Source organism: Priestia sp. LL-8, from assembly GCF_036227845.1.
Taxonomy (GTDB): domain Bacteria; phylum Bacillota; class Bacilli; order Bacillales; family Bacillaceae_H; genus Priestia; species Priestia zanthoxyli.
In genome coordinates, this window is record NZ_JAZAQH010000001.1 from 285,544 (window position 1) to 312,428 (window position 26,885).

Genomic DNA, 26,885 nt, shown 5'->3' on the forward strand with positions numbered 1-26,885 from the left:
TATGAAAAAGAAAGAGATGATTATGAATCAATTATTTCGCAACATGTCGTTCCGTAGCCAAATATTAACGATTCTTCTTTTGATTACATTCATGTTAAGCGGGTTCTCTTTAGTTTTAGTTCATGCCGTTGATAAAATGAATCATGTAAGCAACGAAATTAAAGATGAAGATGTTCCTCAAATGGTGTGGCTTTCTTATTGGGAAGAGCAGCTGAACATAAAAGAATACATTGTGAAAAATAATCTAAAGAACCCCACTGTCTCTTTGATAGAAGAATATCAATCATATGATACACGAGTTATCGAAAATAATGAAAGATATAAGCAGCCTGTGCCAAAATCGTTGATTCCACTGAAGGAAAAAATTGAGCTGCTGGATTTTAAGATTTCTAATAACGTACAAGGACTGCTGAAGTATGGAGATATAGAGGGAGCAAAAGAGTATCTTAAGGAAAATTATTTGCCGGATTTGCATCAGATAAAAAAAGATATTAATAGTTCAAAAGAAGAGACGGTTGATTCACTTGATATACTATCAGATACACTGTCTGTCATTATTAAAGATTCATTAATTTTACTATTAATTTTAACAGTAAGTGCTATTGTGGCTTCTCTTTATGTTTCTTATCGCATGAGTGCGAGCCTTACGAAACCAATTGAACAAATGATTGAAAAGGTGAATGACATTGCAGACGGAGAATACGGTCTTGTTCTTCAAGACACAAAGCAAATTGAGCTGAAGCAGCTTTCGGCTTCTATTAATCAAATGTCGGTTAGTTTAGAAGATTCATTTTGGAAAATCATTAAAGATAAAGCGTATCGTCAGCAGATCTTAAATTCACTGCCTGTTGGAATTATTACAATGGAAGATGAGACAAATAGTATATTTGCCAATACCTCAGCAAAGCAGTTTTTAGATCTCGATGAAAAGGATATTTGCGAGTATATGGAGGAATGTCCTGAATATAATACTGAATTTTGGAGCATGTTGAATTCGGGAGAAATTCATGAAAATAAAAAAGTGTTATTTGGAACGAAAGAGGCTTGCTATTGCTTCTTAGTTTCTCAAACGCAGCTGTTTAATGAACAGAACGAAAGCATCGGAAGAATTTTTTATTTCATTGATATATCAGATACGGAGGAATTAGAAAAGCGAATGCATCAGTCTGAGAAGCTTGCCATTGTTGGAGAAGTTGCAGCTGGAGCCGCTCATGAGATTCGTAATCCGCTTGCCGTAATTCACGGGTTTATATCTCTGATGAATCAGTCTCTTTCCGATGAAGAGAAAGAGCGTTTTTATCTGCCGCTGCTTATGAAAGAGCTAGAGAGGATTAATTACATCATTGAAGAAATGCTGTTGTTATCAAAACCAGGAACTCCAGTGATGAGAAAAGTCAGCATGCAGGATATTATTGATGAGCTATTGCCTTTGATTACTCGCTCAAGCAAATTTACAGAAAAAGATAAGCTTATCTTTGATGTGAAACTGCAGCCGTATATATTAAAGGTAGATGAAAAACAAATCAAACAAGTTCTTCATAATTTAATTCGAAACAGTATGGAAGCCATGGATGGAGAAGGAGTGATTACAATCTACTCGCAGATCCATGAAGATAGGTATTGTCTATATATTGAGGATACAGGAAAGGGAATCCCTGTACATATGCGGCAGTCGCTATACCAGCCGTTTTCCACTTCAAAAGATAGTGGAACAGGTCTTGGTCTGCCAATTGCTCAGCGTATTCTAGAAAGTCACGGAGGACAAATCAAGTTGTTATCTACTTCTTCCCGCGGCACAGTTTTTGTTATTAAATTTCCTCTACATTAAGAAAACAGCCTCAAAAGGGCTGTTTTTTTAATGTGCTGTTAAAATAAGAGGACCGTTTTTCGTAATCGCAAGTGTATGTTCAAATTGCGCAGATAACTTACCGTCTGTTGTACGAGCAGTCCAGCCGTTTTTGTCCATTTTAGAGTGCCATGTACCAGCGTTTACCATTGGCTCAATTGTAATAACCATTCCTTCTTTTAAACGTGTACCTTTGCCAGCTTTTCCATAGTGAAGAATGGTAGGCGCTTCGTGCATCGTATTTCCAATTCCGTGCCCTGTAAAGTCGCGTACTACAGAGAACTTTTCGCCTTCTACATAGCTTTGAATAGCGTGGCCAATGTCACCTGTGCGATTTCCTGGCTGTGCTTGCTCGATTCCTTTTAAAAGCGCTTCGTATGTAACATCTACTAGACGCTGTGCTTCGTCTGAAATGTCTCCAACGGTGTGAGTCCATGCGGAATCCGCTAAGCCTCCGTTTAAATTTACAACCATATCAATGGTTACAATATCACCGTCTTTTAACGGTTTAGTTGTTGGAAAACCGTGGCAAATTTCATCATTTAAAGAAGCGCACGTTGCATATTGATATCCTTTGTATCCTTTTTGTTCCGGCGTTGCTCCGTGCTGTGCTAAGTACTCTTCAACAAATTTATCAATTTGCATTGTTGTTATGCCTGGTTTGATCATTTTAGCGATTTCTTTATGACAAGAAGCTAATAATTTACCTGCTTCGTGCATTAAATTAATCTCGCGTTCACTTTTTAATGTGATCATTGTTGTTCACTCCTTTTTTGATGTAACTTTACGAAAAAAGTTGAGCAGTGGTTATAGCGATAAAAGTCGACTATTCATCAGTTCATTCTTCTTTATTTGAAAATCCAAGAAATACAGAAGCCGTCTGCTATGGGGCGATATAAAATCATCCTTAATCATAACGCCCAATGGTAGGAAAATGCAAGATGCAGGCTTAAAAAGGAAGGGTTTGACGATAGGCATGTAGGGAAAACTGATAAATGAACGTTGAATTGGAGCATTCTCTATAACAAATGCGGTATGATATAGTAAAATAAATGAAACGAACAATTCTTTAGGAGGGGTATAGGAAAATGAGTGAACATGGAAAATTTATTGGATTTGCAGGTACATATACAAAAGCAGGCAGTGAAGGTGTCTATACATTTACGTTAGATACGAAGGCTAAAAAGATTGTAGAAGTAAAAGCCGTGGCTAAAATTGAAAATCCTACATACTTAAATGCAAGCAAAGACAACGAACATCTTTATACAGTTATTAAAGAAGGAGAAAAAGGCGGAGTAGCTGCTTTTAAGGTTGATCCAAACACGGGTCAACTAAAGTTTGTAAACAAACAGCTGCTAGACGGCGCGCCTCCTTGCTATGTTTCAGTGAATGAAGATAATACGCTTGTTTTATCTGCTAACTTTCATAAAGGGAGCGTTGAGACGTATTCTGTTAATGAAGAAACAGGGGAAATTGAATATGTAGCATCCGTAGTGGAACATCCTCATTCAGATCTCAAAAAAGGACAACAAGGAAAACCACACGTACACTATGCCGATTTTACTCCTGGAGAAAAGCACGTGGCCGTTGTGGACTTAGGTATTGATGAAATCGTGACATATGAAGTGGAAGAGAATAAATTGAAGGAAGTCAACAGCCTTTCTACATCTGTTGGTTCGGGCCCTAGACATTTAACGTTCCATCCAAATGGCCGCTATGCGTATGCAATGACAGAATTCAGCTCTGAAGTTTTATTTTTAACTTATGACGAAAGCCAAGGAAGCTTTACTCAACAACAAGCTACTTTAGCGATCCCGGCTGATTTTACAGAAAATAATCAAGGGAGTGCGATCCACATTTCTTCAGATGGTCGCTTTGTCTATGCAGGAAACCGCGGACATAACTCGATTGCAACATTCAAAGTAGATCAGGATTCTGGACAGTTAACGTTCGTAGAATGGACAGGTACTGAAGGCGATTGGCCGCGCGATTTTGTTTTGGATCCAACGGAACAATTTATTGTAGCGTCTAATCAAGAAACAGGAAACTTGGTACTGTTTGAAAGAGACCAAGAAAGTGGAAAGCTAACGCTTCTTCAATCTAACGTTACGGTTCCAGAAGCTGTGTGCGTAAAGTTCCTCCACTATAAGTAATCGATGTAGAAAGCAAGACCTGATCAAAGAACAATCAGGTCTCGCTTTCAAACCTAAGCGGCTGTCACTCCCCTTGCAGGGTTAGTGCCATCCGCATAGGTGAACCTTTGAGGTAATAGTCAGGTAGTGGGCGTTCCTTAGCATTATTTATAATCTATCTATATATGGAAGAAAAGCCCTTTTGGAGGGCTTTTTTTTTCTGGGGTTGTAGTAGAATGAAGAGAGAACGCATGAAAGGGCGAGGTGAGAAGTGTGGAAGGTATATGTACATATCCAATTGTACAAGCTCCCATGGCAGGAGGAGTTTCGACGCCTAAATTAGCTGCCGCTGTATCTAATAGCGGAGGGCTAGGTTTTTTAGCTGCGGGATATAAAAGTGCGCGTGAATTGGAGCAGGAAATTATAGAGATGCACTCACTTACGAAAAAACCTTTTGGAGTGAATCTGTTTGTTCCCACAAATGAAAAAGTAGCAGTTGAAGTGCTTGATTGTTATCAAAAAGAACTGTTAAAAGCAGCTGAATATTTGGAGTGTGAAGTTGGTATACCAAAGAATGATGATGATGAATGGAGTGCCAAGCTCGACATCATTCAAAAACATCGAGTACCTGCTGTGAGCTTTACGTTTGGGTGCCCGGATCGAGAGATTGTAGCAAGTTTAAAAGGAATTGGAAGCCGTGTTTTCGTTACGGTTACAACACCTCAAGAAGCGGAAGTGGCTTTGAGAGCAGGAGCGGATGCGCTATGTTTGCAAGGAATTGAAGCCGGCGGCCACCGGTCTACTTTTTTAGAGAGTTCGGTGGACTATCAGCTTATGCATTTGCTAAAAGAAGTTCGTCTAATCACTAAAAAGCCATTGATTGCTGCGGGAGGGTTGATGAGGGGGTCTGACATTAAACACGTGTTACAAGAAGGAGCTTCTGCTGCACAGTTAGGTACAGCTTTTATTTGTTGTCCAGAAAGCGGAGCGAGTGCTCTTCATAAAGAAAGCATTCTTCAAAAGCGTTTTAATGAAACAGGTGTCACACGAGCTTTTACAGGAAAATGTGCTAGAGGATTTGTGAATTCTTTTTTTACTTCCTATGATAAATCGGCACCATCCGCTTACCCTCATATTCATTATATGACAAAGCCTATTCGAACAAAAGCTACACAAATGAATAATCCAGAGTACACTTCTTTGTGGGCAGGAACCGGGTTTGCGATGGCAAAAAAACTGCCTGCGCATCTTATTGTGGAAGAGCTTATACAAGAACTAAATAAATGATGAGAATGATGGTGTTGCTTGCTGTGAGTGCGAGCAGCTTTACATAAAGAAGGTGAATTTATAGTGCAAAACAAATTTACAATTGGACAAATGGCCAGGCTGCACGATATTCCGATTAAAACACTCCGTTATTATGATGAAATTGGTCTATTTGAGCCTTACGAAGTTGATCAGCAAACCGGATATCGTTACTATACGTTAGAGCAATTTAAGAAATTAGATATCATTGTCTATCTAAAGCTGATGGGAGTTCCCTTAAAAGAAATTAAAAGGAAGATGGAGCATAGCAGCTTGGATGAATTTATTGAAACCTTAGCGGAATATCAGCAGGTAACAAAAGAAAAAATTCGTCACCTTCAAAGAGTGAATGTGCAGTTAACAACTCGAATGAAGGAATTAGAACAGACGAGACATATTAACCAAATAGGAGCCCCATTTATCAAATACCTTCCTTCTCGTGAAGTTGTTCAAGTAAAAGCAGAGGTAGGTACGTTAGACGGGACTGAAAGTGTTCTGCGTGATTTAAAAAAGAAAATCAGCCATATTACCCCGATTATGATTGGGAAAGTAGGGTTTATGCTATCGGTAGAAAACACGAAAAAACAACAATTTACAGATTACGATGGCATTTTTTTATTAGTCGAAAGCGATGTTTCTTTTAAGCATGAACTCGTTACGTTAATACCTGAAGGCGATTACGCATCTATTTATATGAGAGAAAAAAGAGATACCACAGGAGTCTATTACGATGCATTACTGAACTTTATTAAAGCGGAAGGATACAAAGCAGAAGGTCCTTTCTTAATTCGGCGGATTGTAGATTCATTTATTTCACATCATGAAGAAGAGCGGCTGACTGAAATTCAAATTCGAATTACGTCTTGACTATCCAGTAGCTGGAGGGTTTAAGATGAGACTATTGTAAAACTGCTGAAGGGAGAGACAACAATAGATGAATCAGCAAAGTATTTCCCAAGGAATGTCTTTAAGCCGAGGAAATCGCATTTTATTTATTTTAATTTTGGGTTCACTAAGCGCATTTGGACCGTTATCAATCGATATGTATTTGCCAGCGCTGCCGACGCTTGCGAAAGAACTGCATACTTCAGCTTCTTTAGCCCAGGTCAGTCTGACAGCTTGCTTATTGGGCTTAGCATTTGGGCAAGTGGTTATGGGGCCATTCAGTGATATTCGCGGAAGGAAAAAGCCGCTTGTAGCAGCATTAATCACCTATGCGGTTGCATCTATTTTATGCGTGTTTGCGCCTTCTATTTGGATTTTTATCGTTTTGCGATTTATTCAAGGAATGGCAGGAGCAGCAGGAATGGTTATTTCAAGAGCGAGCGTACGAGACTTGTTTTCGGGTTCGGATTTAACAAAGTTTTTCTCCATGCTTATGCTCGTAAATGGTTTAGCTCCTATTTTAGCTCCGGTTGCCGGTGGACAGCTGCTGACGGTTATGTCGTGGCGCGGAGTGTTTGGTGTGTTAGCTGTAATTGGTGCACTAATGTTTTTTGCCGTTTTATTTGGCTTAAAAGAAACGCTGCCGGTCGAACGCCGTAAAGAAGGCGGATTAACCGAAGTACTGCGTACATTTGGCGTATTGCTAAAAGACGGTGTCTTCGTAGGATATGCACTGGCGCAAGGTTTTATTATGAGTGCTATGTTTGCTTATATTTCAGGTTCTACTTTTGTTCTTCAAGACATTTACGGGCTGTCTCCGCAGATGTTCAGCTTTGTTTTTGCTATTAACGGTTTTGGTCTCATTATAGCTACTCAAGTGACAGGACGTTTAGCTGGGAAAGTAAAAGAAGCTACTCTTCTTATATATGGATTGCTTCAAGCAGCCGTTGGAAGCGTACTTTTAGTAGCGGTGATTGCTACTCACATGTCCGTTATTTTAGTCTGCATCTTGCTTTTCTTTGTGGTATCAAGCGTAGGAATTGTGAACACAACCGTTTTTTCACTTGCTATGCAAAATCAAGCTTCGAACGCGGGAAGTGCTTCAGCGCTTCTAGGATTGCTTCCGTTCTTGCTCGGAGCAGCCGTAGCTCCTCTTGTTGGACTTGGAGGAGGGCAAAATGCTCTGCCGATGGGCATTGTGATTATGGTTTGTGATTTATTAGCATTAGGTGTGTACATGACGTTAGTGAGAAGGAAAACTGCATCATAAAAAAGCTACTTGGCTTTCAACAGCCAAGTAGCTTTTTTAGTTATTGAGCTTTGTGCTCGTGCTTTTCAAAAGGCATTGTAACGCCAAGTTTTTGAATTTCTTTTTTGGCATTTTCTAAAATGGTTTCGGCTTTAGCTTTTGTTTCAGCATCTAACCCGCTTAGAAAATCTTTCTTTTTAGCAGGAAGTTGAACTCCAAGTTCTTTTAATTTGGCTTCAGCTTGTTCCTTAGTCAGCGTGCCGTTGCGAAGCTGATCCATAATAGCTTTGGCTTTTTTCTTAGTGGCTGCATCTAGATTGCTAAAAGGACCGCCTTTATGTTCAGGAAAGTCTACGCCGAGTTCTTTTAATTTGGCTTCAGCTTGTTCCTTAGTTAGCGTGCCGTCGCGAAGTTGGTCCATAATAGCTTTGGCTTTTTTCTTCGTAGCAGCATCTAGATTGCTGAAGGGGCCTTCTTTGTGCTGAGGTAAGCTTACGCCGAGTTTCTGTAATTGTTCCTGTGCTTTTTTCATAATATCATCAACTTTTTGTTGTGTTGCATCATCCGTATTTGTTGTACTGCCATTTGTTCGCTCTACAACTGTTGAATAGTTTGTTTCATCTTTGCTTGCTGCAAATGCTGTGGAGTTTGCAGCGGCCATAACTCCTAGTGTTAAACCGCTTGCCATGATATAACCGAATAGTTTCTTTTTCATGCTGTTGTCACTCCTTAAAAGTTATAGGGGTGTGGTACAGAGCTGTCCACAATTGTTAATGTAACCACCAATAGTGAAAAAATGGTGAAAATAGATAAAAAACGAAAAAATATAGACGTTTGTTGAACACTACAGCTCTTTTATTGGATAACAAAATGAAATTCGATATGATTTTATCTAAGTAATAGCATAAAAGAATGGAGATTTTATATAGATGAACGTTCTTAAAAAATTGGCAATAGCTTTGATAGTTGTGATAGCGGTAAGCCTGGTATTTTTGTTTCGCGATGAGTTAAAGCCAGGTCCAACGCTAGAAGATTTTTCAGGAGCAACTGAGTTGCATCCTGTCGTAGAAGAAAAGAAAAATAAACTTGTTCAACAAGCAAGTGACCAAGGAATCTCGATTGTAATTACGGAAGGTTTCCGTTCAAAAGAAGAACAAGATAGGCTGTATGCAAAAGGCAGAACGGAAGAAGGTAACATTGTTACCTACTCAAAGGGCGGCCAGTCTTATCATAACTATGGATTAGCTATTGATTTTGCTATTCAGTTAAAAGATGGACGAGTTATTTGGGATATGGAATATGACGGTAATAACAATAATCAATCTGATTGGATGGAAGTTGTAGACATCGCAAAAAATTTAGGGTTCGAATGGGGAGGAGACTGGCAAGGTTTTAAAGACTATCCGCATTTTCAAATGAGTCCGGAAAATATAACAAACCGCACACGCTAACAAAGCGTGTGTTTTTTTGATGAGTAATATAATTTCACTATATTTATGTCAGAACCTCTAACACGACTTGAGACTTGTAATTTCTTTTTTTATTAATTTATAGATATTAGATTTTTATATATTGATATAACAAAAATGCGGACAGGAAGTTAGTAAGAGGTAGGATTGTAGAGAACTGCTTCATAAAAACGAAAGACAATTCGTATAAAGATATGCGTTAACTAATATAATCTATTGATTAAGCTTATACAAGTACCTTCAGCCTAGCGAATGTATACTTACATATCGGCAGCTGCCGACAAAACCTTTTATTTTTCTAGCATATTTTATTTGAAGATAGTTCATTTTGATTACAAAAAAGAGATAATTTGTCAAATGTTGACTTTATTTTAAGGGTAAGAATATAATTTTTAACATATTTTAAAAATTTAAACATTTTTTGATTTTTTTACAGATTAGGAGGGAGAAAATGATTGTTTTTGAGGGAGTGAATAAATATTACGGTGATTTTCACGTATTAAAAGATATCAATTTAACAATTAAAAAAGGTGAAGTGGTCGTTGTAATTGGCCCTTCGGGTTCTGGTAAAAGTACGATGCTGCGCTGCATAAATTATTTAGAAACAATATCTAATGGGCAGTTAACAGTAAATAATATATTGGTTGCAGATAAAAAAACAAATATTAATAAACTGCGCCGCAATATAGGTATGGTGTTTCAGCATTTTTATTTATATCCGCACAAAACGGTTTTAGAAAATATCACCTTAGCGCCTATGAAAGTACTGGGACAGTCGTCAGAAGAAGCTAAGAAAACAGCTCTATACTATTTAGATAAAGTAGGAATCGGTGAAAAGGCTAACGCCTATCCATCCCAGCTTTCAGGCGGCCAGCAGCAGCGTGTAGCCATTGCGAGGGGACTTGCGATGAAACCAGAGATTATGCTTTTCGATGAGCCTACCTCTGCTCTTGATCCAGAAATGATCGGAGAAGTGCTAGATGTCATGAAAACATTGGCTAAAGAAGGAATGACCATGGTAGTTGTAACTCATGAAATGGGGTTTGCAAAAGAAGTAGCGGACCGCATTGTATTTATGGATCATGGAAAAATCTTAGAAGAGGCAACTCCGGCTGAGTTTTACGAAAACCCGCAAGAAGAAAGGGCACGTTTATTTCTTAGCCGTATTTTAAATCATTAATTGTTTAATAGGGGGAGTAACATGAAGAAATCAAAAACGTTTTTAAAGGCAGCTGTGCTTTCATTAGCAGCGGCTATGATGTTAGCGGCTTGTGGAGGGAAAAGTGAAGAAACGAGTGGATCATCAGCTAAAAAAGATGCGCTCACTGAAATCAAAGACCGAGGGAAAATCGTCATTGGAGTTAAAAATGATACGCGTTTGTTTGGATTAAAAAATCCGAAGACGGGTGAAGTGGAAGGTTTTGATGTTGATATTTCTAAGCAGCTGGCTAAAGAGATTTTAGGAGATGAAAATAAGGTAGAATTTAAAGAAGTTACGTCCAAAACAAGGGTTCCTCTTCTTCAAAAAGGAGATATTGACGCTGTTGTTGCAACAATGACCATTACAGATGAGCGTAAAAAAGAAGTGGATTTTACGGATGTATATTTCCAAGCTGGCCAGTCTCTTCTTGTGAAAAAAGGCAGTAAAATTAAAAGCGTTGATGATTTGAAGAAAGGTACTAAAGTGTTGGCTGTTAAAGGATCAACTTCAGCTATTAATATTCGAGAAAAAGCACCAGAGACAACGGTATTAGAGTTTGAAAACTATGCAGAAGCATTTACAGCTTTAAAATCTAAGCAAGGAGATGCTTTAACAACTGACGATGCTATTCTTTATGGAATGGCTGATGAAGATTCTTCTTATGAATTAGTAGGAAAGCCGTTCACAGAAGAGCCTTATGGCATTGCTGTGAAAAAAGGAAACAAAGAGCTTGTAGATGCATTAAACGACGCGCTTAAAAAGATAAAAGACTCTGGAAAATATGATGAAATTCACGACAAGTGGATCAAACAATAAGCGTACAGTTTTCTTTTCTCAGGATGAGCAGCATTATGCTCATCCTGCTTGTTTAGTTGAAAGGAGGAAGAAAATTGTTGGATTTTTCAATTCTGACGAACAATATGGATCTTTATTTAGAAGGTTTTAAGTACACCATTATCGCCAGTCTGATCGCTTTAGTGGCCAGTTTTGTACTCGGTACGATCATTGCGGTAATGCGAATAGCCCCTCTCAAAATAGTAAATGTAATTGGTACGGTCTACGTAGAGTTCATTCGGAATATTCCCCTTGTGGTTATCGTCTTTTTTATTTTTATTGTGGCGGGAATCAGCGGTACAGCAGCCGGAGTGCTGGGACTCACTATTTATACGGCAGCTTTTATCGCCGAAGCTATACGAGCAGGAATTATGGCTGTTCCAAAAGGGCAGCTTGAAGCGGCGCGTTCATCTGGCCTTACGTACGGTCAGGCGATGAGATTCATTATATTGCCTCAAGCGATTAAAATCGTCATTCCTCCTCTAGGGAATCAATTTATTAATTTAGTAAAAAACTCATCCGTGTTAGGGATTGTTGCTGGTTTTGATTTAATGTATCAGGCGGATCTTGTTTCCTCTCAAACTTACGTAGTGTTTGATGTGTATATTTTTGTGGCTCTGTTCTATTTAGTTCTAACTATTCCGTTGAGCTTAGGAGTTGGTTATCTTGAGAAACGTCTTGGTAAAACAAGCTGAAAGGAGTGAAAGTGATGGATTTTGTGGGTGCTTATTCTCCTGATCACCTTTCCTTCTTAATGGAAGGATTTTGGGTCACTTTAAAAGTGGCATTCATTTCGATTGTGTTAAGTTTTCTTATTGGAAGTATAGTAGGTATTTTAAGGTATGCCCGCATTCCAGTTCTGTCTCATGTACTCGCTTTTGTCGTAGAAATTATCCGGAATTTGCCGCTGCTTTTAATCATCTTTTTTACATACTTTGCTTTACCTGAAATCGGAATTGATATGGAAATTACGTCAGCAGCGATTGTGGCCCTCACTGTATTTGAATCTGCTATGATTTCAGAAATTATCCGAAGCGGATTGAAATCAATTGAAAAAGGACAAATCGAAGCGGCACGTTCATCAGGTTTAAACTATTATCAAACGCTTCGTTTCGTTGTGCTGCCCCAAGCTTTGCGGCGAATGGTACCTCCTTTAGTTAGTCAGTTTATTTCCTTATTAAAAGATACGTCGCTTGCAGTAGTGATCGCACTTCCTGATTTGCTGCATAATGCTCAAATTATTTACGGTCAGAAACAAAGTTATGTGGTGCCGATGTTTTTGATTATCGCGATGATGTATTTTATTGTGAATTATGCTTTATCAATCATTGCACGGAAACTAGAAGTCAAAAGAGTATAGAGGCTCTTTTGACTTTATTTTTGGAAAATAAATAACATTGACAATGTATTAATTCAACGCATAAAATGACTAAAGTAACAGTGGTTAAATCAGATCATTTTCATTCATCATAGAGAAGAAAAACAGTGTTGGTTCACCCCCTACTGAATATCCGGTAGGGGTTTTTGCGCAAGAAGTGATTTGGTTAAACTAACACGTAAAATGAACAGAAGGGACGGGCATCATGGAAAAACAAGATCAAAATTTAAAAAAAGGTCTGTTGCCTCGTCATGTGCAGCTCATTGCGCTTGCCGGTATGATTGGGACAGGCATTTTTAAAGGCAGTGCTGATACGCTAGGTATTGCAGGACCAAGTGTTGTACTGGCGTATTTATTTGGCGGTCTTATCTTATTTATTGTAATGACAGCACTAGCGGAGATGGCAATTGTCTATCCGAATATGAACGTACAAAATTTAGTGCATAAGGCATTCGGTACGCAAACCTCTTTTATTGTAGGGTGGCTGTACTGGGTAAACTGGATTGTCGTGACGGTTGTTGAACTGCTTGCGGGAGGAAGCTTTTTGAAGTTTTGGTTCCCTTCTGTACCTCTTTGGCTCTTAAGCTTTCTTTGTGCAGTGCTGATTGTAGGGATGAATTTATTTCAAGTGAAGTATTACGGAGAAATTGAGTTTTGGTTTGCCGGTATTAAAGTAATTGCTCTTACCGCTTTTATCATCTTGGGAGCTTGTATTTTATTCGGTGTGATTCCAAGCGATGTGCAAAATCCTTGGGCAAATTATACGGCTCATGGAGGCTTTTTCCCTCACGGCATGAGCGGTGTGCTTAGTGCCTTTTTAATTGTAATGTTCTCTTACGGCGGAGCTGAACTAATTGGTGTGGCCGTAACGGAAACAAAAGATGTAAAAAATGTGTTACCGAAAGTAATCAAAGGCACAGTATGGCGAGTGATTGGATTTTATATTTTGCCTATTTTAATTATTTGCGGCCTTATGCCTTGGAATTCTGTATCAGGGCAAGAGAGTCCGTTTGTGCAAGTGTTTAGTATCACTGGACTTCCGGGTGCGGCTCATATTATGAACTTTGTTTTATTGACGGCCGTTTTATCAGCAGCCAATTCAGGGATGTATGCAACGTCGCGTACGCTTTATGCTATGGCTCAAAGCGGAGAAGCATCCAAGCGCTTCTTGAAAGTTTCAAAAAACGGTATTCCGATTAACGGTTTGATGATTACGGCTGCTTGTATTTTAATAGGTGTGTTTTTAGCCTATAAAACGCCGGATAATGTAATTAGTTATTTAATGACCATTCCTGGTTTCACAATCATTCTTATTTGGGTGAGTATTTGTTTAGCTCAATTAAAGCTGCGTAAAGGATATAAAGAAAAGCCGTTTTTCGCATTAAAGTGGTTTCCTTATACAACTCTTTTTGCAACAGCAGCACTGCTTGTTATTTTTGTATCGTTTATGTTTAACAAAAACAATGTGATTGGATCAAGCGTATGTGCGGTTATCCTGGTCGTACTCCTTATTTTTTCATTTGTTAACAAAAGTCGAAAAGAAAAAAAGTTTGAAGTATAGCAAAAAGGCAATATACTAGAAAGACGAGGGTGAAAGCTTGTCTTTCTTTTTTTGCGGAAATTTCTGCATCACGTTACATATTTCTAGATGAAATGTTTAGTTAAATAAATAAAGGATGAGGACTACAATGGAATCAAATAATGTATTAAAAACAAACCCAAAGAAGAAATCAAAGCACTTAGCCACGATTTCTTTGGCGATTATGGGAGTGGGCTTCGTTGCGACAATGCCTTTTGGTGATTCAATTTGGGGTCGGTTGCTTCAAGGTGGATTCGAAGCTGGATTAGTCGGCGGCTTAGCGGATTGGTTTGCCGTTACGGCGCTTTTTCGTCACCCTTTAGGCATTCCTATTCCACACACTGCGCTGCTTCCTAAAAACAGACAGCGTATTACAAAAGGGTTAGTCTCAACGCTTGAAAACGACTGGCTGTCAAAAGAAAGTATTCAAGAAAAAGTAAAAAGAATTGCGTTTACAAAACGTTTGCTTCCGATTGTTCGAAAAGGTGTTCATTCGGAAACGATTCAACAAAAAGGAACAGCACTGCTTGTTGATGCGATTAATCGTGTGGATACAGATAAAGTAGTTCCTATTATTGAAAAAGAGCTCAAATCATCGCTTTCAGCAATAGAGTTAAAACCTATCGTGCATTCGATTGTCGGAGAAGTGGTGAAAAATCAGTATGATGAAAAAGCGCTCGATGTTCTTTTAAATAAAGGAGAGAGCTGGATTAAAAAAGAAGAAACGCAGTATCAGCTCGGAAGTATTGCTAAAAATGCGCTGGATAATATTGAGCTTGACGGTATTTTACAATTTGCTCTCAAATCATTTCAAAGCATGATTAACGAAGAGAAGCTAGGGTCTATTTTGCAAAATCTACTGCTTTCTATTACAGGTCGTCTTCGTAATGAAGATGATGAATACCGCCTTGCTTTGGTAAATGGAATTAGAAAAGAGCTGCAAGGCTTGGAACACAATGAAGAACTTCTTGGAAAATTAGAAGTATGGAAACAAAAATCGATTAATGAGTTAAATGTAACGAATCAATTAACAGAAATCGTTGATAAAATGAAAACGAAAGTGACAGCATTCATTGAAAGCCCTGAATTTATGAAAAGTTACGCCGTTCCTTACGTAGAGAGCTGGCTGAATGCTCTTGAAGCGGATGCAGAGCGTCAAGAAGCAATTGATACGGCTATTCAAAAGCAAATCATGGGCTTTGTAGACGAGAATCATTCGAAAATTGGACAGCTTGTTCAAGAAAACTTAGATAAATTAGATGATGAAACACTTGTGGATATGATGGAAAACAATGTCGGAAAAGATTTGCAGTGGATTCGAGTGAACGGCGCTCTATGTGGATTCTTGATTGGTATTGTATTAACGGTTATTAAATTAGCGGTATAAAAAAGAAGCACGCTCCTTTTGGAGCGTGCTTTTTCTATTAATCATCTATTTCTACACTGATTACGTCACCGTTTTTCGCATCTACTGAAACAGTTGCTTCACGTTGATCAGCAGTGTCAATTTCAATTTCATATACTAAACGGTTGTTTTCTTGGTCTAAATCCGTTTCGTTAACGGTTCCTTTAGCACTTTTTAAAGCTGTTTTTATCGCTTGATCTAATGAAATGGCAGGGGAAGCATTTTGGAGATTCTCTTCTTTCTCATCATCATCTTTTGGGTCTTCATCAAATTCAATGATTTTACCGCTGCTGCTGTCAATATCTACATCGTATTCTTTATTACCTTTTGTGATGTCTACTTCATATTGTTTAACGCCGTCATCTACGGCTAATTGGATATTTGTAATGTCACCGCCGTCTGTTTTTTGAAGAGCAATGTCTTTTGCCTTTGCTTCTTCAATCGTTGTGGTTTGCTTCTTGTCATTGCTTTTGGACTGATCTGTCATGGCATATGCACTTGCACCTAATCCACCGACTAATACTGCACTGGCTAAAACGGTTGTAATAACTTTCATATGTTACGGCCTCCTTGATTTGTTGTTAAGACTATCTTAGCCAATGAACTTTAAAGGAAAAGAAGAAGAAGTTTAAAATTTTCTTAGAAATAAATAAAAATGGATAAGAAAAAGCACAGCTTTCGGCTGTACCTTTTAATCATCATTTTCATAGGTGATGGAATCTACATGTCCAGAGTAAGCATTTATCATTACTTTAGCTTCTCTTGTTTTAGACTGATCAATTTCGACTTCGTAGAAGGTTTGGCCTTCTTCCTCTTCTATTTCAACTGAGGAAAACGTTCCTTTTACTTTTTGTAAAGCAATATCTCTTGCTTGTTCCATTGAAATGAGAGGCTCGTCGGATGTAGGAGAAACTGGTGGCTGCTCGCTCTTTTTTTGTTCTTCTTCTGTATCATTTTTAGTTTGAGTAGACGTTTGTTTCTCTACTTTTTGTTTGATTAATGACTGGACTTCTCCATTTTTTCCATTTACTGTGATGTGGTATGGAATATCATCTTTAAGCAAAGTTATTTGATAAATCGGTTCATCATCTTTTTGAGAAAAGCTTGCATTTTCAATAGTGCCGCCATATTTTTGCTGGATGATACTGCTGACGTCCGATTCGGATAAAAGTGTATCAGGCCGATTCACTGCTTTTGCTATTCCGTAAAAGCAAGCTGAACCAACGGCAAGAAAAATAAGTATAAAAAGCACCGTTTTCTTCATACATTCACCTCCAGTATCTTAAAAAGTAGTATAGCAGGCAATTCTTAAAAATCTCTAAGAAACGGTGAGAAATTAAAGAGGAAAGCAAACCGTTACGGATGTCCCTTTTCCTTCATCGCTGCTAATCTCAATACGTCCGCTATGAGTTTCTGCAATCTTTCGAGCAATGGATAATCCAAGCCCTGAACCACCGGTTTCTCGATTTCTTGCTTTATCTACGCGAAAAAAGCGTTCATACACGTTTGATAAGTCTTCTTTTGGAATACCAATTCCTTGATCTGTGACCGTAATCATAAAGCTTTCACTTCTTGTTATAGTTACTTCCACTGCTTTTTCACTATATTTAATGGCATTATCTAAGAGGATGTACAGCAGCTGCTTTAAGCGTTTTTCATCGGCTGTTACGACGGGCTGATCGGTTTTTACGTTTAAATAAATGGTTCGTTCAAAGGCTTGTTCTAGATGTTTGATTGTTTGTCTGCAGACGGCCGCCGCATCTACGTGTTCCATGTGAAGCTTCCACTGCGACTCATCTTTCGCAAGCACCAGCATTTGAGACGTAAGCTGTTTCATGCGTAAAGACTCAGAGTGAATGGCTTCGATGGCTTCTTCTAAAATATCTGGACGCTTCATTCCCCATCGTTTTAGCATATTGGCATAGCTTTCTACAACGGTCAGCGGTGTTTTTAATTCATGAGAAGCATCGGATACGAACTGCTCTTGCTTTTTATAGTTTTCCTCTAATAAATCCATCATATTATTGAAGGTATTGGCCATTTGATCTAACTCATCTTTAGAAGAAGAAGAGAGGTCAATTTTTTTAAATGTGCGAGACACTTGAATTTCTTCCATAGTATGAATAAGAGATTTGATAGGCCGCAAAATAATTTTACTTAAAAGCCGTCCGGCAAATATGGTCGGAATTAATATAACAAGAGAGGCAATGAGCAAGATAAATTTTAATGTCTGCAGAGATTGTTCCACATCTGCCAGCTGTTCTGTGACTTCCAAAGAAACAACTTCGCCGTCCGTCCAAATGACGGGAGTATGCGAAATTGCGTATAGGTGGCCGTCGTCTTCTTTGATGGTTGTTTGTTCATTTGAATAATAAGAATAAGGTAAGTCCTGAAGTTCTTTGGTTTGATCAGTAACCGATACAACTAAAGGACTCCCTGATTTAGGCAAAATGCGAATCATCCCGTTAGGAGGCAAATAGGCACGAAGCAAATTGGCTTGTTTAACCGTCGCACTCGTTTGTTTTAGCCCATTTGTTACGTTGCTTGTTTCTGCTTGCAAACGTTCAATTGCGTTGTCTTCCATGGTTTTCTTGAAAATGAAGTAAATCGAACTGTTTGCAATTACTAAGAGAATAAAAAGCAGGGCAGTTGATGTAAGGATAATCTTTGTTTGCAGTTTCATAAGCTACTCCTTAAGCATATAGCCAACGCCGCGCACTGTTTGAATGTAGGGTGTTGAAAATGGAGCATCAATTTTTTTGCGCAAATAACGAATGTATACGTATACAATATTCGTGTCTCCGTAGTAATCGAATCCCCATACGTTTGTAAGAAGCTGTTCAAAGCTTAGCACTTGATTGTTGTTTTGAAGCATATAGACAAGTAAATCATATTCTTTAGGAGTCAGCTCAATAGCTTCATTTTCACGCGTGACTTCTCGCGTTTTTTCATTAACAACTAAAGTTCCTAGCTGCAGAGTATCTGCTTCTTTTTCAGCAGGAGATGCTGACGCAGGATGGCGAAGCCATACGCGGATACGTGCAAAAAGCTCCTCAATTTGAAAGGGCTTTGTAATGTAATCGTTCGCTCCTAAATCTAGTCCGCTTACCTTATCAGGAAGGGCGTCTCGAGCGGTTAATAAGATAACGGGCGTCTGATCATCGTTTGCTCGAATGCGACGAAGTACTTCGAGCCCGCTCAGTTCAGGAAGCATCACATCTAAAAGCAGCAAATCCCAATCGTGTTCTTGAAACTCTGCCAATCCTTCTGTGCCCGTATAAGCCATGCCGGTTTCATAGCCTTCATGTTCAAGTTCGAGCTGAATTAAACGAGCAATTTTGCGCTCATCTTCTACAATTAAAATTCTGCCTTTACTCAAAAAAATTCCCCCTTGTGTCTATGTATAGTTGCGTACATTATAGCATGGAGAGGATTGAGGTGTATAAAAGCAGCTGGAGGTTAGCCCGGCTGCTGATTGGTTGAAAGAGGAATATGCAAGGTAATGGCAGTGCCTTGGTTAGGAGTGGATTTCACTTCAATATGCCCTTTATGAAGTTCGCAAATGGCCTTTGCGATACTCATGCCGAGTCCAGCACCTTCTGTTTTTTCGGTTGTATTTGTGCCGCGGTAATAGCGGTCAAATAAATTTTTCTGCGTTTCTTCATCCATTCCAATCCCATCATCTTGAATTGTAATCAAGACGTTGTCACTTTTTAGAACGGTCAAAATTGTAATAGTGGTGTTCTCCGGATTATGTTTAATAGCATTAAAGATTAGGTTATCAACCATTCGTTCAAACCAGCGCGGGTCAGCTTGAATAAAAGGTTGAAGGTGAACGGGTACATAAGAGAATTGCACATTTTTAATAGTTCGATCGTTAACGAATTTTAAAACAATATGCTGAAGCAATTGATGAACGTCCACTTTTTTCGTTTCTAAGGCAACCACATTATTTTTAAGCTTAAAGGCCAGTGAAAAATCTTCTACAAGCCCCACCATATATTCACTTTTGTCACGCAGCGTTTGGCCAATTTCTTTTAGCTCTTCTTCGTTCCAATTGTAATAGCCGCTTTCAAGCATATGACCATATCCTTGAATCGTCGAAAGGGGTGTTCGCAAATCATGTGATATTCCAGTCATCCATTCTTCACGAGTGGTTTCTAGCTGCTTTCGTTCTTTTTCAGCTAAGCTAAGCTGCTCCGCCATCTCATAAAAAGCTGTGATTACTTCTGAATACAAACGATATTGAAAGCGTACTTTTCCATTCTTCCGAAAGACGCGCTTCCGCTCTTTTTCTGTTAGCACTTCTGAATAGTTTCCGCTTCCCATGCGCCCGAGCCAGCTGGTGAAGAGAAGTAAGGGGCCACCGTAGCGAAAAGCGTTCCAGATGGAGAAAGTGATAGTGGCTATAAGAACAGAAACCGCCACGATGATGGAGATCATCCAAGCTTTTCGGATAATAGATTCATCGGTTATACTGTGGTAATTATTAGGAGTGTAAAAAACCCATGAAATTTTCTTCTTTGGATCATGGAATACAGTAGCTGTTGAATCATATTTATCTTGTTCAATTTTTCGGGAAATAATTTCTAAAGGATCGTAACGTGTTTTTTCTTTAGGCATTCTAATTGAAGCTAAGATATCACCTTTCTCATTTAAAATTTGAAGCGAAGCATCTTTTTCTTTTAACGCCTTTTTGATAAGAGGGATATCGCTTTTGGGAGGTACCCTTTCTTTATTATATTTACCATACAAAGCCTGAAGCTGTTCTTTTAAATCACTTTTATAGCCCAAAATATAATAAGTAGGTGTAGTCAAAAAGGTATCAAGTTCTGTTACGACATTATAGTTTCTAAATTTTTTGGTTTTATCCATTTCTAATAACTCTGAAAGACCGTAGTGCTTAGGTAAGTCTTTTGGGGAGTTAACTTCTCCAATTACTTTTCCTTGTTTGTTCAGTACTTGGTACCATAACCCTTCCTGTTTAAGCTGTTTTGCTAAATCATCTGAAACGGTTGCTTTTCCACCTTCAACTGTTGTATCCCCGGTTAATACGCTAAGTGATCCAGAGGGTAAGTCTCTTTTTATATCTTGCTTTGAAAGGTAATAAGCTAGAAACATTAAAGCGCAAAAAAGAACGCAGCAAACACATGCAATAATCGCAATAAACTGAAATGAAAAATGAAAGGTCAACCTTCTTTTAATTGATTTCATAGGGCTTTGCCGTTCACTAATTTATATCCAAGCCCTCGTACCGTAACTAAATGTTTTGGATTGCTAGGGTTATCTTCGATTCTTTCTCTAATTCTTCGAATATGAACGGTTACCGTATTATCGTCTACGAACTGGTTATATCCCCAAACGGCTTCAAGCAGCTGTGATTTAGAAAGAACCACGTTCATGTTTTTACAAAAATGAAGTAGCAGCAAAAATACTTGTGCGGGGCAAGCAACCGTTTGACCATCTACAATGAGCTCTCCAGCGGATTCATCTACAATAAAACGATCAAACTCATAGCGATTTGAAGGCTGTAATTCCATTTTTACAGGACTTCTTTCCGTCAGCGTTTGTTTTCTGCGCAATCGTGCTTTAATTCGTGCCGCAATCTCTAAAGGATTAAATGGCTTGGTGACGTAGTCGTCTCCGCCCATGGCGAAACCCGTTAACACATCCAAGTCAGATACTTTGGCTGTTATGAACAGGATATATGCGTTTGAGAGCTCACGAATTTTAGGACAAATATCAAATCCGCTTTTATCGGGAAGCATGACGTCCAACAAAATAATATCAATCGTTTTATTATGTAAAACATCTAGCGCTTCTTGAGCGGTGTGAGCTTTATAGATTTGGTTGAAGCCTTCTTTTTTTAATACTGTCTCCAACATTTTGACAATAGCAATTTCATCATCAACTAGCAAGATAGATGCATCTTCCAATATAAATCACCTCTGTTTCATTTCATACGTATTCGATTTTAGCATAAGAACATTACGAAAAGATTAACAAAATTGGAAAATGTTAAAGAAAAGATAATCTCCCGTTTATTTTCTTGAAAACTTCATTTCATATACTAAATATACAGACACATAGTAAAGGAGTTAAAAGGATGAGTAATGATGTTAGGCGGGTTAAAGTAATTGATAGTATGAGAGGATTCAGCTTGTTTGGTATTTTACTAGCGAATATGCTGATTTTTCAATATGGTATTTACGGAAAGGATATGATTCATCTCTTCTCGCTATCACCAAGTGATTCAGCAGCCTATGTCTTTTTAAAAGTCGCGGTAGAAGAAAGTTTTATGCCAATCTTTACTTTTTTATTCGGTTATTCAATGGTGAAGATGAAAGAAAGTTTAGAAAGAAGGCAGTTAGGAGTAAAAAGGCATTTCTTTCGCCGCTTTCTTCTGCTTCTAGGGTTTGGCCTACTGCATGGAGTACTTTTATGGGAAGGAGATATTCTTACGTTTTACGGAATGATGGGGATATTTTTATTAGTTTTCTTTTTAAACCGTAAAGCTAAAACGCTGTTGGTATGGGCATCGATTTTACTAGTTCTTACGGGAGCAGCTGGTTACGGTTCATTAAACGATAATATGTATCTTCTTAGTGATAAACAAACGCTTACCACATACGTAAAAGATACGATTCATGTGTATGGAAGTGGAACTTATGAACAAATTAAAGACCACCGCAACAACGTTGATCCGATGAATATAGCAGGATATAAATTTGCTTTTGCCTTCTTGTTTACACCATTTATAATGGGTGCTTTATTTTTGTTTGGTATGTACGCAGGGAAGAAAAAGTGGTTTTACGACGTCTCAGATAATCAAAAACAGTATGGCCGTTGGGCGGCCGTGTTGATTCCGCTTAGCTTACTGTTAAAAGGAACTATGTACGTATGGCCAGATGCTAATTGGGCTGGTTCTACACATATGTTAGGTGGGAGTCTCCTATCTCTTGGTTATATTGCAGGATTTGCTTGGGTATATGCGAAATGCGAGAGGTCATTTTTGATGAAGGCTTTTGAAAGCGTAGGCAGGATATCGCTTAGTAATTATTTAATGCAAACGGTTATATGCACGACGATTTTTTACGGTTATGGATTAGGTTATTTCGGAAAGCTCGGCATGATAGCAGGGATTTTTGTCTGCATCGGTATATACGGAATTCAGCTGATCGGCAGTTATATGTACGTGCAAAAATTCCAAACTGGACCGGTGGAAAAGCTGCTGCGCATATGGACAAATTTTTCTTGGAACGGAAAGCCCAAAGAGAAAAAAGCTTTACCGGAGGAAATAAATCATCCTTTTATTGGATGATAGCAGTCAAACTTATTTACGAGGAGATTTTCGAAATGTGGGCCATTAGTGTGAAAGAGTTTCAAAGCTTATTTAAAAGTGTTAAATCAATTATCGTTATTTTAATCGTATGCGGTGCTTCCTATGGAATAGCCCATCTAGTTAGTCAACTTGGAGGTCAACTGACGAGCGCACAGATTCGAGATGGAGCCAACGGGGGGATTTTGGTGATGCTTCTCGGGTTCGGACCTTTGTTTATTTCAAGTCTTTCTCATAATGTTATTAATCAAGAAATTAAAACAAGAACAGCCAGGTTTTTAGTTACCAAAACATCAAGAGAGCGTATTGTACTAGGGAAATTCTTAGGAATTTGTTGTTTCTGGCTTGTTTGTATCTCTATTTCTTTTCTACTGATTGGGTTTATTTCGCATCATTTTTCTTTTTATATATTTTTAGAGTGCCTGCTATTCACCGTTTGTATCATTTCATTTGTTTTAATGCTTTCAGCTTTAATACCAAGTCCAACTCATACTATGTTTTTATCAATTATTTTATCGTTTGTTCTACCGGTACTGAGTGGATGGAGCATATTTTCATCAAAAGCGTACATTGCATGGTTTAAGTATGTGACACCCTACTACTATTTAAAGTTGGAGAAAGGGTATTTAACGGTTCTTCTTATTTTTGCAGCACTCTGTTTATGTACGGCACTTTGGAGTTTTAAAAGGAGAGAAGTATAATATGTATGCTATTGAAACAAGTAAATTAACTAAAAAGTATGGATCTAAAACAATTGTTAATAGTATTAATTTGCAAGTCCCACAAGGAGAAATTTACGGATTTTTAGGGAGGAACGGAGCAGGGAAGTCTACATTTATTAATATGCTTACCGGCGTTTCATTCCCTTCAGCAGGAGAATTTATGCTGCTGGGACAGAGTGATATTGATTTAGAGCTTCAGAAGAAAATAGGTGTGCTTCCTGACTATGCTACCTTTTATGATGAGATGACGGCACTCAATCATTTGCGCTATTTTTTAAAGATAAACGGACATCGTTTTTCTAAAGAACACTGTAGTAATGTACTGAAGAAAGTAGGATTAGAAGGACATGACCATCAGAAAGTTGGAAAGTTTTCATTTGGAATGAAAAAGAAGTTAGGAATTGCTCAAGCGATTGTAACAGACCCAGATCTTATCTTTTTAGATGAACCAACTTCTGGAGTAGATATTGAATCTGCTCTCCACATTCATGAATTAATAAGAGAACTTCAAAATCAGGGCAAGACAATTTTTATGACGTCTCATAATTTAAATGAAGTTGAGAAGATTTGTACACGTGTAGCGATTATGAAAAATGGTGTTATTTTAGTAGAAGGGACAATGGAAGAACTGCGTTTTCAATACCAAGCGAAAAAAACGGTGATGATTAAACATGATCCTTACCCAAGCAGTCATAAAGAATATATTCAACAGTTTTTCCGTACGGTGAGTCCGGACGTGGAATACCATCACACGTACACAAAAGTGATGCTTCAAAAAGAGAGAAATATCCCTCTGATTATTCGCGAATTGATTCAATGCGGCATCGATATTTATCAAATTCACGTAGAAGAGCCTTCTTTAGAAGAAATCTTTTTGCAAAAAAACATCGTGGATCATTCGCAGGTAAGTTAATGGGCAAAAATCTGTTGGCTTACCACTCAGCCTGACTACGTTATTTATAAATACCAGTTAGGAAGCTTCTGACAAAAACATGTTCATTTTCTTCAGAAACTGATAAGATAGCTAATGACATTTAAAAATAAGAAAGGATTTCGATTATGTTATCAGCTATTAATTCAGTAGACTATACCATTTTCCATGCGGTGAATCAGTACGCCTCGCATGTGAAGTTTGTAGATTCGCTGATGGTATTCTTTGCAGATTATGCCCAGTATGTACTTATTGTTTTACTCGGCTTGTTTTTACTTATTAATAAAAACGGCAGCCGTGTTGTAGCATTCCAAGCTTTATGTGCTTGTGCCACAGGAGTCATTATTAATAAAGTGATTAGTTTATTTGCTTATCGAGATCGTCCATTTATCTCTCACCACGTGAATCAGCTTATTGATCACGCCGCGAATTCTTCATTTCCAAGCGATCATGCTACGTCTGCATTAGTTATCACTTTTACCATTTGGCTACATTTCAAACGTTCAGGGCGCATGTGGGTTGTAATGGGTGCACTCATTGCATTTTCACGCGTATGGGTTGGCGTTCACTATCCATTCGATGTGTTAACAGGAGCTATTCTAGGCTGCTTGCTCGCGTTGTTTATTCATTATGTTATTTTCAATACCAAAATTATGAGAGCTATTACCAATCTGTCTATTTTTCGAAAATCAGCTTATGACGGGCAGTCTCAATATTATTAAGAAAAAGCCGCAAATACGCGGCTTTTTTTATTGGGAAATTTTTAATGCATTTAATACTTGTTTTTTAAAATTAAATTGTGTACAATTAAATTACAGAAACGATAAATAAAAAATTTTTAATAAAATTACTAAAAAAGAGGAGAGATTTATACATGAAAGCTTTATATGAAACAACAGTCGTTAACACAGGTGGAAGAACAGGAGAAGTTCATTCTTTAGATAATATCTTTAATTTAGATGTTGCAACACCTCCAGCACTTGGTGGAGAAGCAACAACAGCAACAAACCCAGAGCAGCTATTTGCAGCTGGATACAGTGCTTGTTTCAACAGTGCGTTAGAATTTATGTTGAAAAAACATAACGTAGAAATCAAAAGCAGTGAAGTAAAAGCTACTGTTCAGCTGCTTCCAGATAAAGCTGATCAAGGAGTAAAAATTGCCGTAGCGCTTGAAGCTCATATCGAAGGCTTAGATTTAGAAACAGCGAAAAAATATGTAGACCTAGCTCACTCATACTGCCCGTATTCAAAAGCAATCAGCGGTAACGTAGACGTAACGGTAGAAGTAATTTAATTGCTTTAAAAAGCCCTGCTAAGCATGTAAAGCTTAGCAGGGCTTTTTTATTTGAATTTTCTCTATTCATTTGTAAGCGGTACTAGTATAATGAGTAAGAAAATGAATCATTCGCACAGTTTAGGTGCTCTTACATAGCGTAAGAGGTAACAGGGAATCGAGTGCAAATCTCGAGCGGTCCAGCCACTGTAAGCAGGGAGTTTTCTATCTTATCGTCACTCAAAACGGGGAAGGCGGTAGAAAATGATGATCTCAAGCCAGGAGACCTACCTATTCTGTACACTTGACTCTTCTAGGAAAGAGGCGGTGTATCAAGGTACGCAGTGAGCAATTGCTGTTTATTTTCATATGCCGACACATCCTCAATTTCTATAGAATTGAGGCTTTTTTATGTTTTATTTTAAAAAAAGGAGTGTAGGAAATGGAAGGTTTATCAGTTTTTTTACTTGTCTTTTTATTAGGAATCAGGCACGGATTGGATGCAGATCACTTAGCTTTTATTGATGGCCAGACCCGATATAATTGGCGAATGGGGAGCCGTTTTGCCCCGTGGGTCGGCACGCTGTTTTCACTAGGTCACGGAGGAATGGTGGCCGTCACGGCCGGGGTGCTTGGCGTGGTGATGAAGAATTTTACGTTTCCATCGTATTTCGATCATTTTGCATCCTGGGTATCCATTATCTCCCTCTTTCTAATCGGGACATTAAACACATATCATTTGCTTCGAACCAAAAATAAAGAGGAAGAGTTTGAGCTGAGCGGGTTAAAAGGGAAGTTTATTCCGAAAATCGCAAAAGGAACAACGAATCCTTTTTTAATTATTCTTGTAGGAGCATTGTTCGCTTTAGCAGCCGAAACGGTCAGTCAAACGGCCGTGTGGTCTCTAGCTGTAGGGAACGCAGGCAAGTATACGCCGCTTTTATTAGGACTAGTATTTATGTTTGGTATGATGCTGACAGATACAATCGATTCACTGATTGTACATAAAATGGTGAATGAATCGAGTAAGTTTGGGCGATCTGCTTCCCGCTTGATGGGCTGGGTTATTGTTGTCCTCGCGTATGGTGTGTCACTCTATTTAGCATTCACTTTCTTTAACCCATGGGCCGAAGTAAACTTTGAAATGGTTGGCGTTATTTTGTTTATTTTTTTAGTGTCTATGTTTGTTTTTGTGAGTGTGAAGTCAAAAGGGAAAAATATTAAAATAAATGTCAATTAGTCAAACGAAAGCTTTAATCTGTTAAAGATTGAAGCTTTTTTGTATGAATTTGTTGAAGTTTATGGCTATTTTCGGTCGGTTATGAATAAGTTAAAGT

26 protein-coding genes and 1 riboswitch are annotated in these 26,885 nt (G+C 38.3%); of the genes, 18 read left to right on the forward strand and 8 right to left on the reverse strand.

Annotated elements, in window-relative coordinates; all coding sequences use genetic code 11:
• The first annotated feature begins 22 nt into the window (after positions 1–22).
• A complete protein-coding gene (locus U9R83_RS01560) occupies positions 23–1,828 on the forward strand; it encodes a sensor histidine kinase (protein WP_042992372.1) in 1,806 nt (601 codons plus the stop codon).
• 27 nt (positions 1,829–1,855) lie between these two features.
• Here U9R83_RS01560 and map read toward each other — a convergent pair whose 3' ends face one another.
• Entirely contained in the window at positions 1,856–2,602 is a 747-nt protein-coding gene (gene map, locus U9R83_RS01565; protein WP_014461917.1) for a type I methionyl aminopeptidase, read from the reverse strand.
• Between the two features lie 332 nt (positions 2,603–2,934).
• Between map and U9R83_RS01570 the strand changes: the two genes are divergently transcribed.
• From U9R83_RS01570 to U9R83_RS01585, 4 genes are all read left to right on the forward strand, one after another.
• Entirely contained in the window at positions 2,935–3,999 is a 1,065-nt protein-coding gene (locus tag U9R83_RS01570; protein ID WP_243550166.1) for a lactonase family protein, read from the forward strand.
• A 252-nt stretch (positions 4,000–4,251) separates the two neighbouring features.
• The gene (locus U9R83_RS01575) at positions 4,252–5,265 is read left to right on the forward strand and encodes a nitronate monooxygenase (RefSeq protein WP_243550168.1); all 1,014 of its coding nucleotides are present in this window, start codon (positions 4,252–4,254) and stop codon (positions 5,263–5,265) included.
• A 63-nt stretch (positions 5,266–5,328) separates the two neighbouring features.
• Entirely contained in the window at positions 5,329–6,150 is an 822-nt protein-coding gene (locus U9R83_RS01580) for a MerR family transcriptional regulator (protein WP_014461914.1), read from the forward strand.
• A 67-nt stretch (positions 6,151–6,217) separates the two neighbouring features.
• Positions 6,218–7,438, forward strand: coding sequence for a multidrug effflux MFS transporter (locus tag U9R83_RS01585; RefSeq protein ID WP_014461913.1), 1,221 nt, complete (start codon positions 6,218–6,220; stop codon positions 7,436–7,438).
• A 40-nt stretch (positions 7,439–7,478) separates the two neighbouring features.
• Here the strand turns inward: U9R83_RS01585 and U9R83_RS01590 are convergent, their stop codons facing one another.
• Positions 7,479–8,132, reverse strand: a complete 654-nt coding sequence (locus tag U9R83_RS01590; RefSeq protein WP_243550170.1) for a hypothetical protein — start codon at positions 8,130–8,132, stop codon at positions 7,479–7,481.
• 214 nt (positions 8,133–8,346) lie between these two features.
• Here U9R83_RS01590 and U9R83_RS01595 point away from each other — a divergent pair, with 214 nt between their 5' ends.
• The 7 genes from U9R83_RS01595 (at position 8,347) to U9R83_RS01625 (ending at position 15,265) form a co-directional block, all read left to right on the forward strand.
• Positions 8,347–8,868, forward strand: coding sequence for a M15 family metallopeptidase (locus tag U9R83_RS01595; RefSeq protein WP_014461911.1), 522 nt, complete (start codon positions 8,347–8,349; stop codon positions 8,866–8,868).
• 469 nt (positions 8,869–9,337) lie between these two features.
• Positions 9,338–10,066: an amino acid ABC transporter ATP-binding protein gene (locus U9R83_RS01600; RefSeq protein ID WP_115652938.1), complete on the forward strand. Its 729-nt coding sequence runs from the start codon at positions 9,338–9,340 to the stop codon at positions 10,064–10,066.
• A 21-nt stretch (positions 10,067–10,087) separates the two neighbouring features.
• Positions 10,088–10,903, forward strand: a complete 816-nt coding sequence (locus U9R83_RS01605) for a transporter substrate-binding domain-containing protein (RefSeq protein WP_042992369.1) — start codon at positions 10,088–10,090, stop codon at positions 10,901–10,903.
• Positions 10,904–10,977: 74 nt separating this feature from the next.
• A complete protein-coding gene (locus tag U9R83_RS01610) occupies positions 10,978–11,616 on the forward strand; it encodes an amino acid ABC transporter permease (protein ID WP_013055074.1) in 639 nt (212 codons plus the stop codon).
• Between the two features lie 14 nt (positions 11,617–11,630).
• The gene (locus U9R83_RS01615) at positions 11,631–12,281 is read left to right on the forward strand and encodes an amino acid ABC transporter permease (protein WP_014461908.1); all 651 of its coding nucleotides are present in this window, start codon (positions 11,631–11,633) and stop codon (positions 12,279–12,281) included.
• A 223-nt stretch (positions 12,282–12,504) separates the two neighbouring features.
• Positions 12,505–13,860 carry an amino acid permease gene (locus U9R83_RS01620; protein ID WP_243550172.1) on the forward strand — a complete coding sequence of 452 codons (1,356 nt, stop codon included), beginning with the start codon at positions 12,505–12,507 and terminating at the stop codon, positions 13,858–13,860.
• 127 nt (positions 13,861–13,987) lie between these two features.
• Entirely contained in the window at positions 13,988–15,265 is a 1,278-nt protein-coding gene (locus U9R83_RS01625; RefSeq protein ID WP_115652940.1) for a DUF445 domain-containing protein, read from the forward strand.
• A gap of 37 nt (positions 15,266–15,302) precedes the next feature.
• Here the strand turns inward: U9R83_RS01625 and U9R83_RS01630 are convergent, their stop codons facing one another.
• The 6 genes from U9R83_RS01630 to U9R83_RS01655 all read right to left on the reverse strand — a co-directional run bounded on the left by U9R83_RS01630 (position 15,303) and on the right by U9R83_RS01655 (position 21,219).
• On the reverse strand, positions 15,303–15,839 hold the full coding sequence (locus U9R83_RS01630) for a PepSY domain-containing protein (RefSeq protein ID WP_014461905.1): 537 nt from the start codon (positions 15,837–15,839) through the stop codon (positions 15,303–15,305).
• 135 nt (positions 15,840–15,974) lie between these two features.
• Positions 15,975–16,547, reverse strand: coding sequence for a PepSY domain-containing protein (locus U9R83_RS01635; RefSeq protein ID WP_014461904.1), 573 nt, complete (start codon positions 16,545–16,547; stop codon positions 15,975–15,977).
• A 72-nt stretch (positions 16,548–16,619) separates the two neighbouring features.
• Positions 16,620–17,966 carry a HAMP domain-containing sensor histidine kinase gene (locus tag U9R83_RS01640; RefSeq protein WP_014461903.1) on the reverse strand — a complete coding sequence of 449 codons (1,347 nt, stop codon included), beginning with the start codon at positions 17,964–17,966 and terminating at the stop codon, positions 16,620–16,622.
• Between the two features lie 3 nt (positions 17,967–17,969).
• On the reverse strand, positions 17,970–18,662 hold the full coding sequence (locus U9R83_RS01645) for a response regulator transcription factor (protein WP_028412498.1): 693 nt from the start codon (positions 18,660–18,662) through the stop codon (positions 17,970–17,972).
• Between the two features lie 80 nt (positions 18,663–18,742).
• Positions 18,743–20,497, reverse strand: coding sequence for a sensor histidine kinase (locus tag U9R83_RS01650; RefSeq protein ID WP_115652942.1), 1,755 nt, complete (start codon positions 20,495–20,497; stop codon positions 18,743–18,745).
• The gene (locus tag U9R83_RS01655; protein WP_209368155.1) at positions 20,494–21,219 is read right to left on the reverse strand and encodes a response regulator transcription factor; all 726 of its coding nucleotides are present in this window, start codon (positions 21,217–21,219) and stop codon (positions 20,494–20,496) included. The genes U9R83_RS01650 and U9R83_RS01655 overlap by 4 nt, the downstream gene beginning before the upstream one ends.
• Before the next feature lie 170 nt (positions 21,220–21,389).
• On the opposite strand from U9R83_RS01655, the gene U9R83_RS01660 reads away from it, so the two are divergent.
• From U9R83_RS01660 to U9R83_RS01685, 6 genes are all read left to right on the forward strand, one after another.
• Positions 21,390–22,604 carry a DUF418 domain-containing protein gene (locus U9R83_RS01660; RefSeq protein WP_243550174.1) on the forward strand — a complete coding sequence of 405 codons (1,215 nt, stop codon included), beginning with the start codon at positions 21,390–21,392 and terminating at the stop codon, positions 22,602–22,604.
• Positions 22,605–22,639: 35 nt separating this feature from the next.
• Positions 22,640–23,323, forward strand: coding sequence for an ABC transporter permease (locus U9R83_RS01665; RefSeq protein ID WP_014461898.1), 684 nt, complete (start codon positions 22,640–22,642; stop codon positions 23,321–23,323).
• A gap of 1 nt (position 23,324) precedes the next feature.
• On the forward strand, positions 23,325–24,257 hold the full coding sequence (locus U9R83_RS01670; RefSeq protein WP_243550176.1) for an ABC transporter ATP-binding protein: 933 nt from the start codon (positions 23,325–23,327) through the stop codon (positions 24,255–24,257).
• Positions 24,258–24,403: 146 nt separating this feature from the next.
• Entirely contained in the window at positions 24,404–24,997 is a 594-nt protein-coding gene (locus tag U9R83_RS01675; RefSeq protein WP_209368161.1) for an undecaprenyl-diphosphatase, read from the forward strand.
• A gap of 152 nt (positions 24,998–25,149) precedes the next feature.
• Positions 25,150–25,569, forward strand: a complete 420-nt coding sequence (locus U9R83_RS01680; RefSeq protein ID WP_014461895.1) for an organic hydroperoxide resistance protein — start codon at positions 25,150–25,152, stop codon at positions 25,567–25,569.
• Between the two features lie 105 nt (positions 25,570–25,674).
• A riboswitch (cobalamin riboswitch) is annotated at positions 25,675–25,857 on the forward strand.
• A gap of 133 nt (positions 25,858–25,990) precedes the next feature.
• Positions 25,991–26,788 carry a HoxN/HupN/NixA family nickel/cobalt transporter gene (locus U9R83_RS01685; RefSeq protein ID WP_014461893.1) on the forward strand — a complete coding sequence of 266 codons (798 nt, stop codon included), beginning with the start codon at positions 25,991–25,993 and terminating at the stop codon, positions 26,786–26,788.
• The last annotated feature ends 97 nt before the right edge of the window (positions 26,789–26,885 follow it).

Bases quoted from the DNA above. Each gene is read 5' to 3' on its own strand.
- U9R83_RS01560 (WP_042992372.1), top strand. From the start codon at position 23: ATGAATCAATTATTTCGCAACATGTCGTTCCGTAGCCAAATATTAACG.
- map (WP_014461917.1), bottom strand. From the start codon at position 2,602: ATGATCACATTAAAAAGTGAACGCGAGATTAATTTAATGCACGAAGCA.
- U9R83_RS01570 (WP_243550166.1), top strand. From the start codon at position 2,935: ATGAGTGAACATGGAAAATTTATTGGATTTGCAGGTACATATACAAAA.
- U9R83_RS01585 (WP_014461913.1), top strand. From the start codon at position 6,218: ATGAATCAGCAAAGTATTTCCCAAGGAATGTCTTTAAGCCGAGGAAAT.
- U9R83_RS01590 (WP_243550170.1), bottom strand. From the start codon at position 8,132: ATGAAAAAGAAACTATTCGGTTATATCATGGCAAGCGGTTTAACACTA.
- U9R83_RS01595 (WP_014461911.1), top strand. From the start codon at position 8,347: ATGAACGTTCTTAAAAAATTGGCAATAGCTTTGATAGTTGTGATAGCG.
- U9R83_RS01600 (WP_115652938.1), top strand. From the start codon at position 9,338: ATGATTGTTTTTGAGGGAGTGAATAAATATTACGGTGATTTTCACGTA.
- U9R83_RS01605 (WP_042992369.1), top strand. From the start codon at position 10,088: ATGAAGAAATCAAAAACGTTTTTAAAGGCAGCTGTGCTTTCATTAGCA.
- U9R83_RS01615 (WP_014461908.1), top strand. From the start codon at position 11,631: ATGGATTTTGTGGGTGCTTATTCTCCTGATCACCTTTCCTTCTTAATG.
- U9R83_RS01620 (WP_243550172.1), top strand. From the start codon at position 12,505: ATGGAAAAACAAGATCAAAATTTAAAAAAAGGTCTGTTGCCTCGTCAT.
- U9R83_RS01625 (WP_115652940.1), top strand. From the start codon at position 13,988: ATGGAATCAAATAATGTATTAAAAACAAACCCAAAGAAGAAATCAAAG.
- U9R83_RS01630 (WP_014461905.1), bottom strand. From the start codon at position 15,839: ATGAAAGTTATTACAACCGTTTTAGCCAGTGCAGTATTAGTCGGTGGA.
- U9R83_RS01635 (WP_014461904.1), bottom strand. From the start codon at position 16,547: ATGAAGAAAACGGTGCTTTTTATACTTATTTTTCTTGCCGTTGGTTCA.
- U9R83_RS01640 (WP_014461903.1), bottom strand. From the start codon at position 17,966: ATGAAACTGCAAACAAAGATTATCCTTACATCAACTGCCCTGCTTTTT.
- U9R83_RS01650 (WP_115652942.1), bottom strand. From the start codon at position 20,497: ATGAAATCAATTAAAAGAAGGTTGACCTTTCATTTTTCATTTCAGTTT.
- U9R83_RS01660 (WP_243550174.1), top strand. From the start codon at position 21,390: ATGAGTAATGATGTTAGGCGGGTTAAAGTAATTGATAGTATGAGAGGA.
- U9R83_RS01665 (WP_014461898.1), top strand. From the start codon at position 22,640: ATGTGGGCCATTAGTGTGAAAGAGTTTCAAAGCTTATTTAAAAGTGTT.
- U9R83_RS01670 (WP_243550176.1), top strand. From the start codon at position 23,325: ATGTATGCTATTGAAACAAGTAAATTAACTAAAAAGTATGGATCTAAA.
- U9R83_RS01675 (WP_209368161.1), top strand. From the start codon at position 24,404: ATGTTATCAGCTATTAATTCAGTAGACTATACCATTTTCCATGCGGTG.
- U9R83_RS01680 (WP_014461895.1), top strand. From the start codon at position 25,150: ATGAAAGCTTTATATGAAACAACAGTCGTTAACACAGGTGGAAGAACA.
- U9R83_RS01685 (WP_014461893.1), top strand. From the start codon at position 25,991: ATGGAAGGTTTATCAGTTTTTTTACTTGTCTTTTTATTAGGAATCAGG.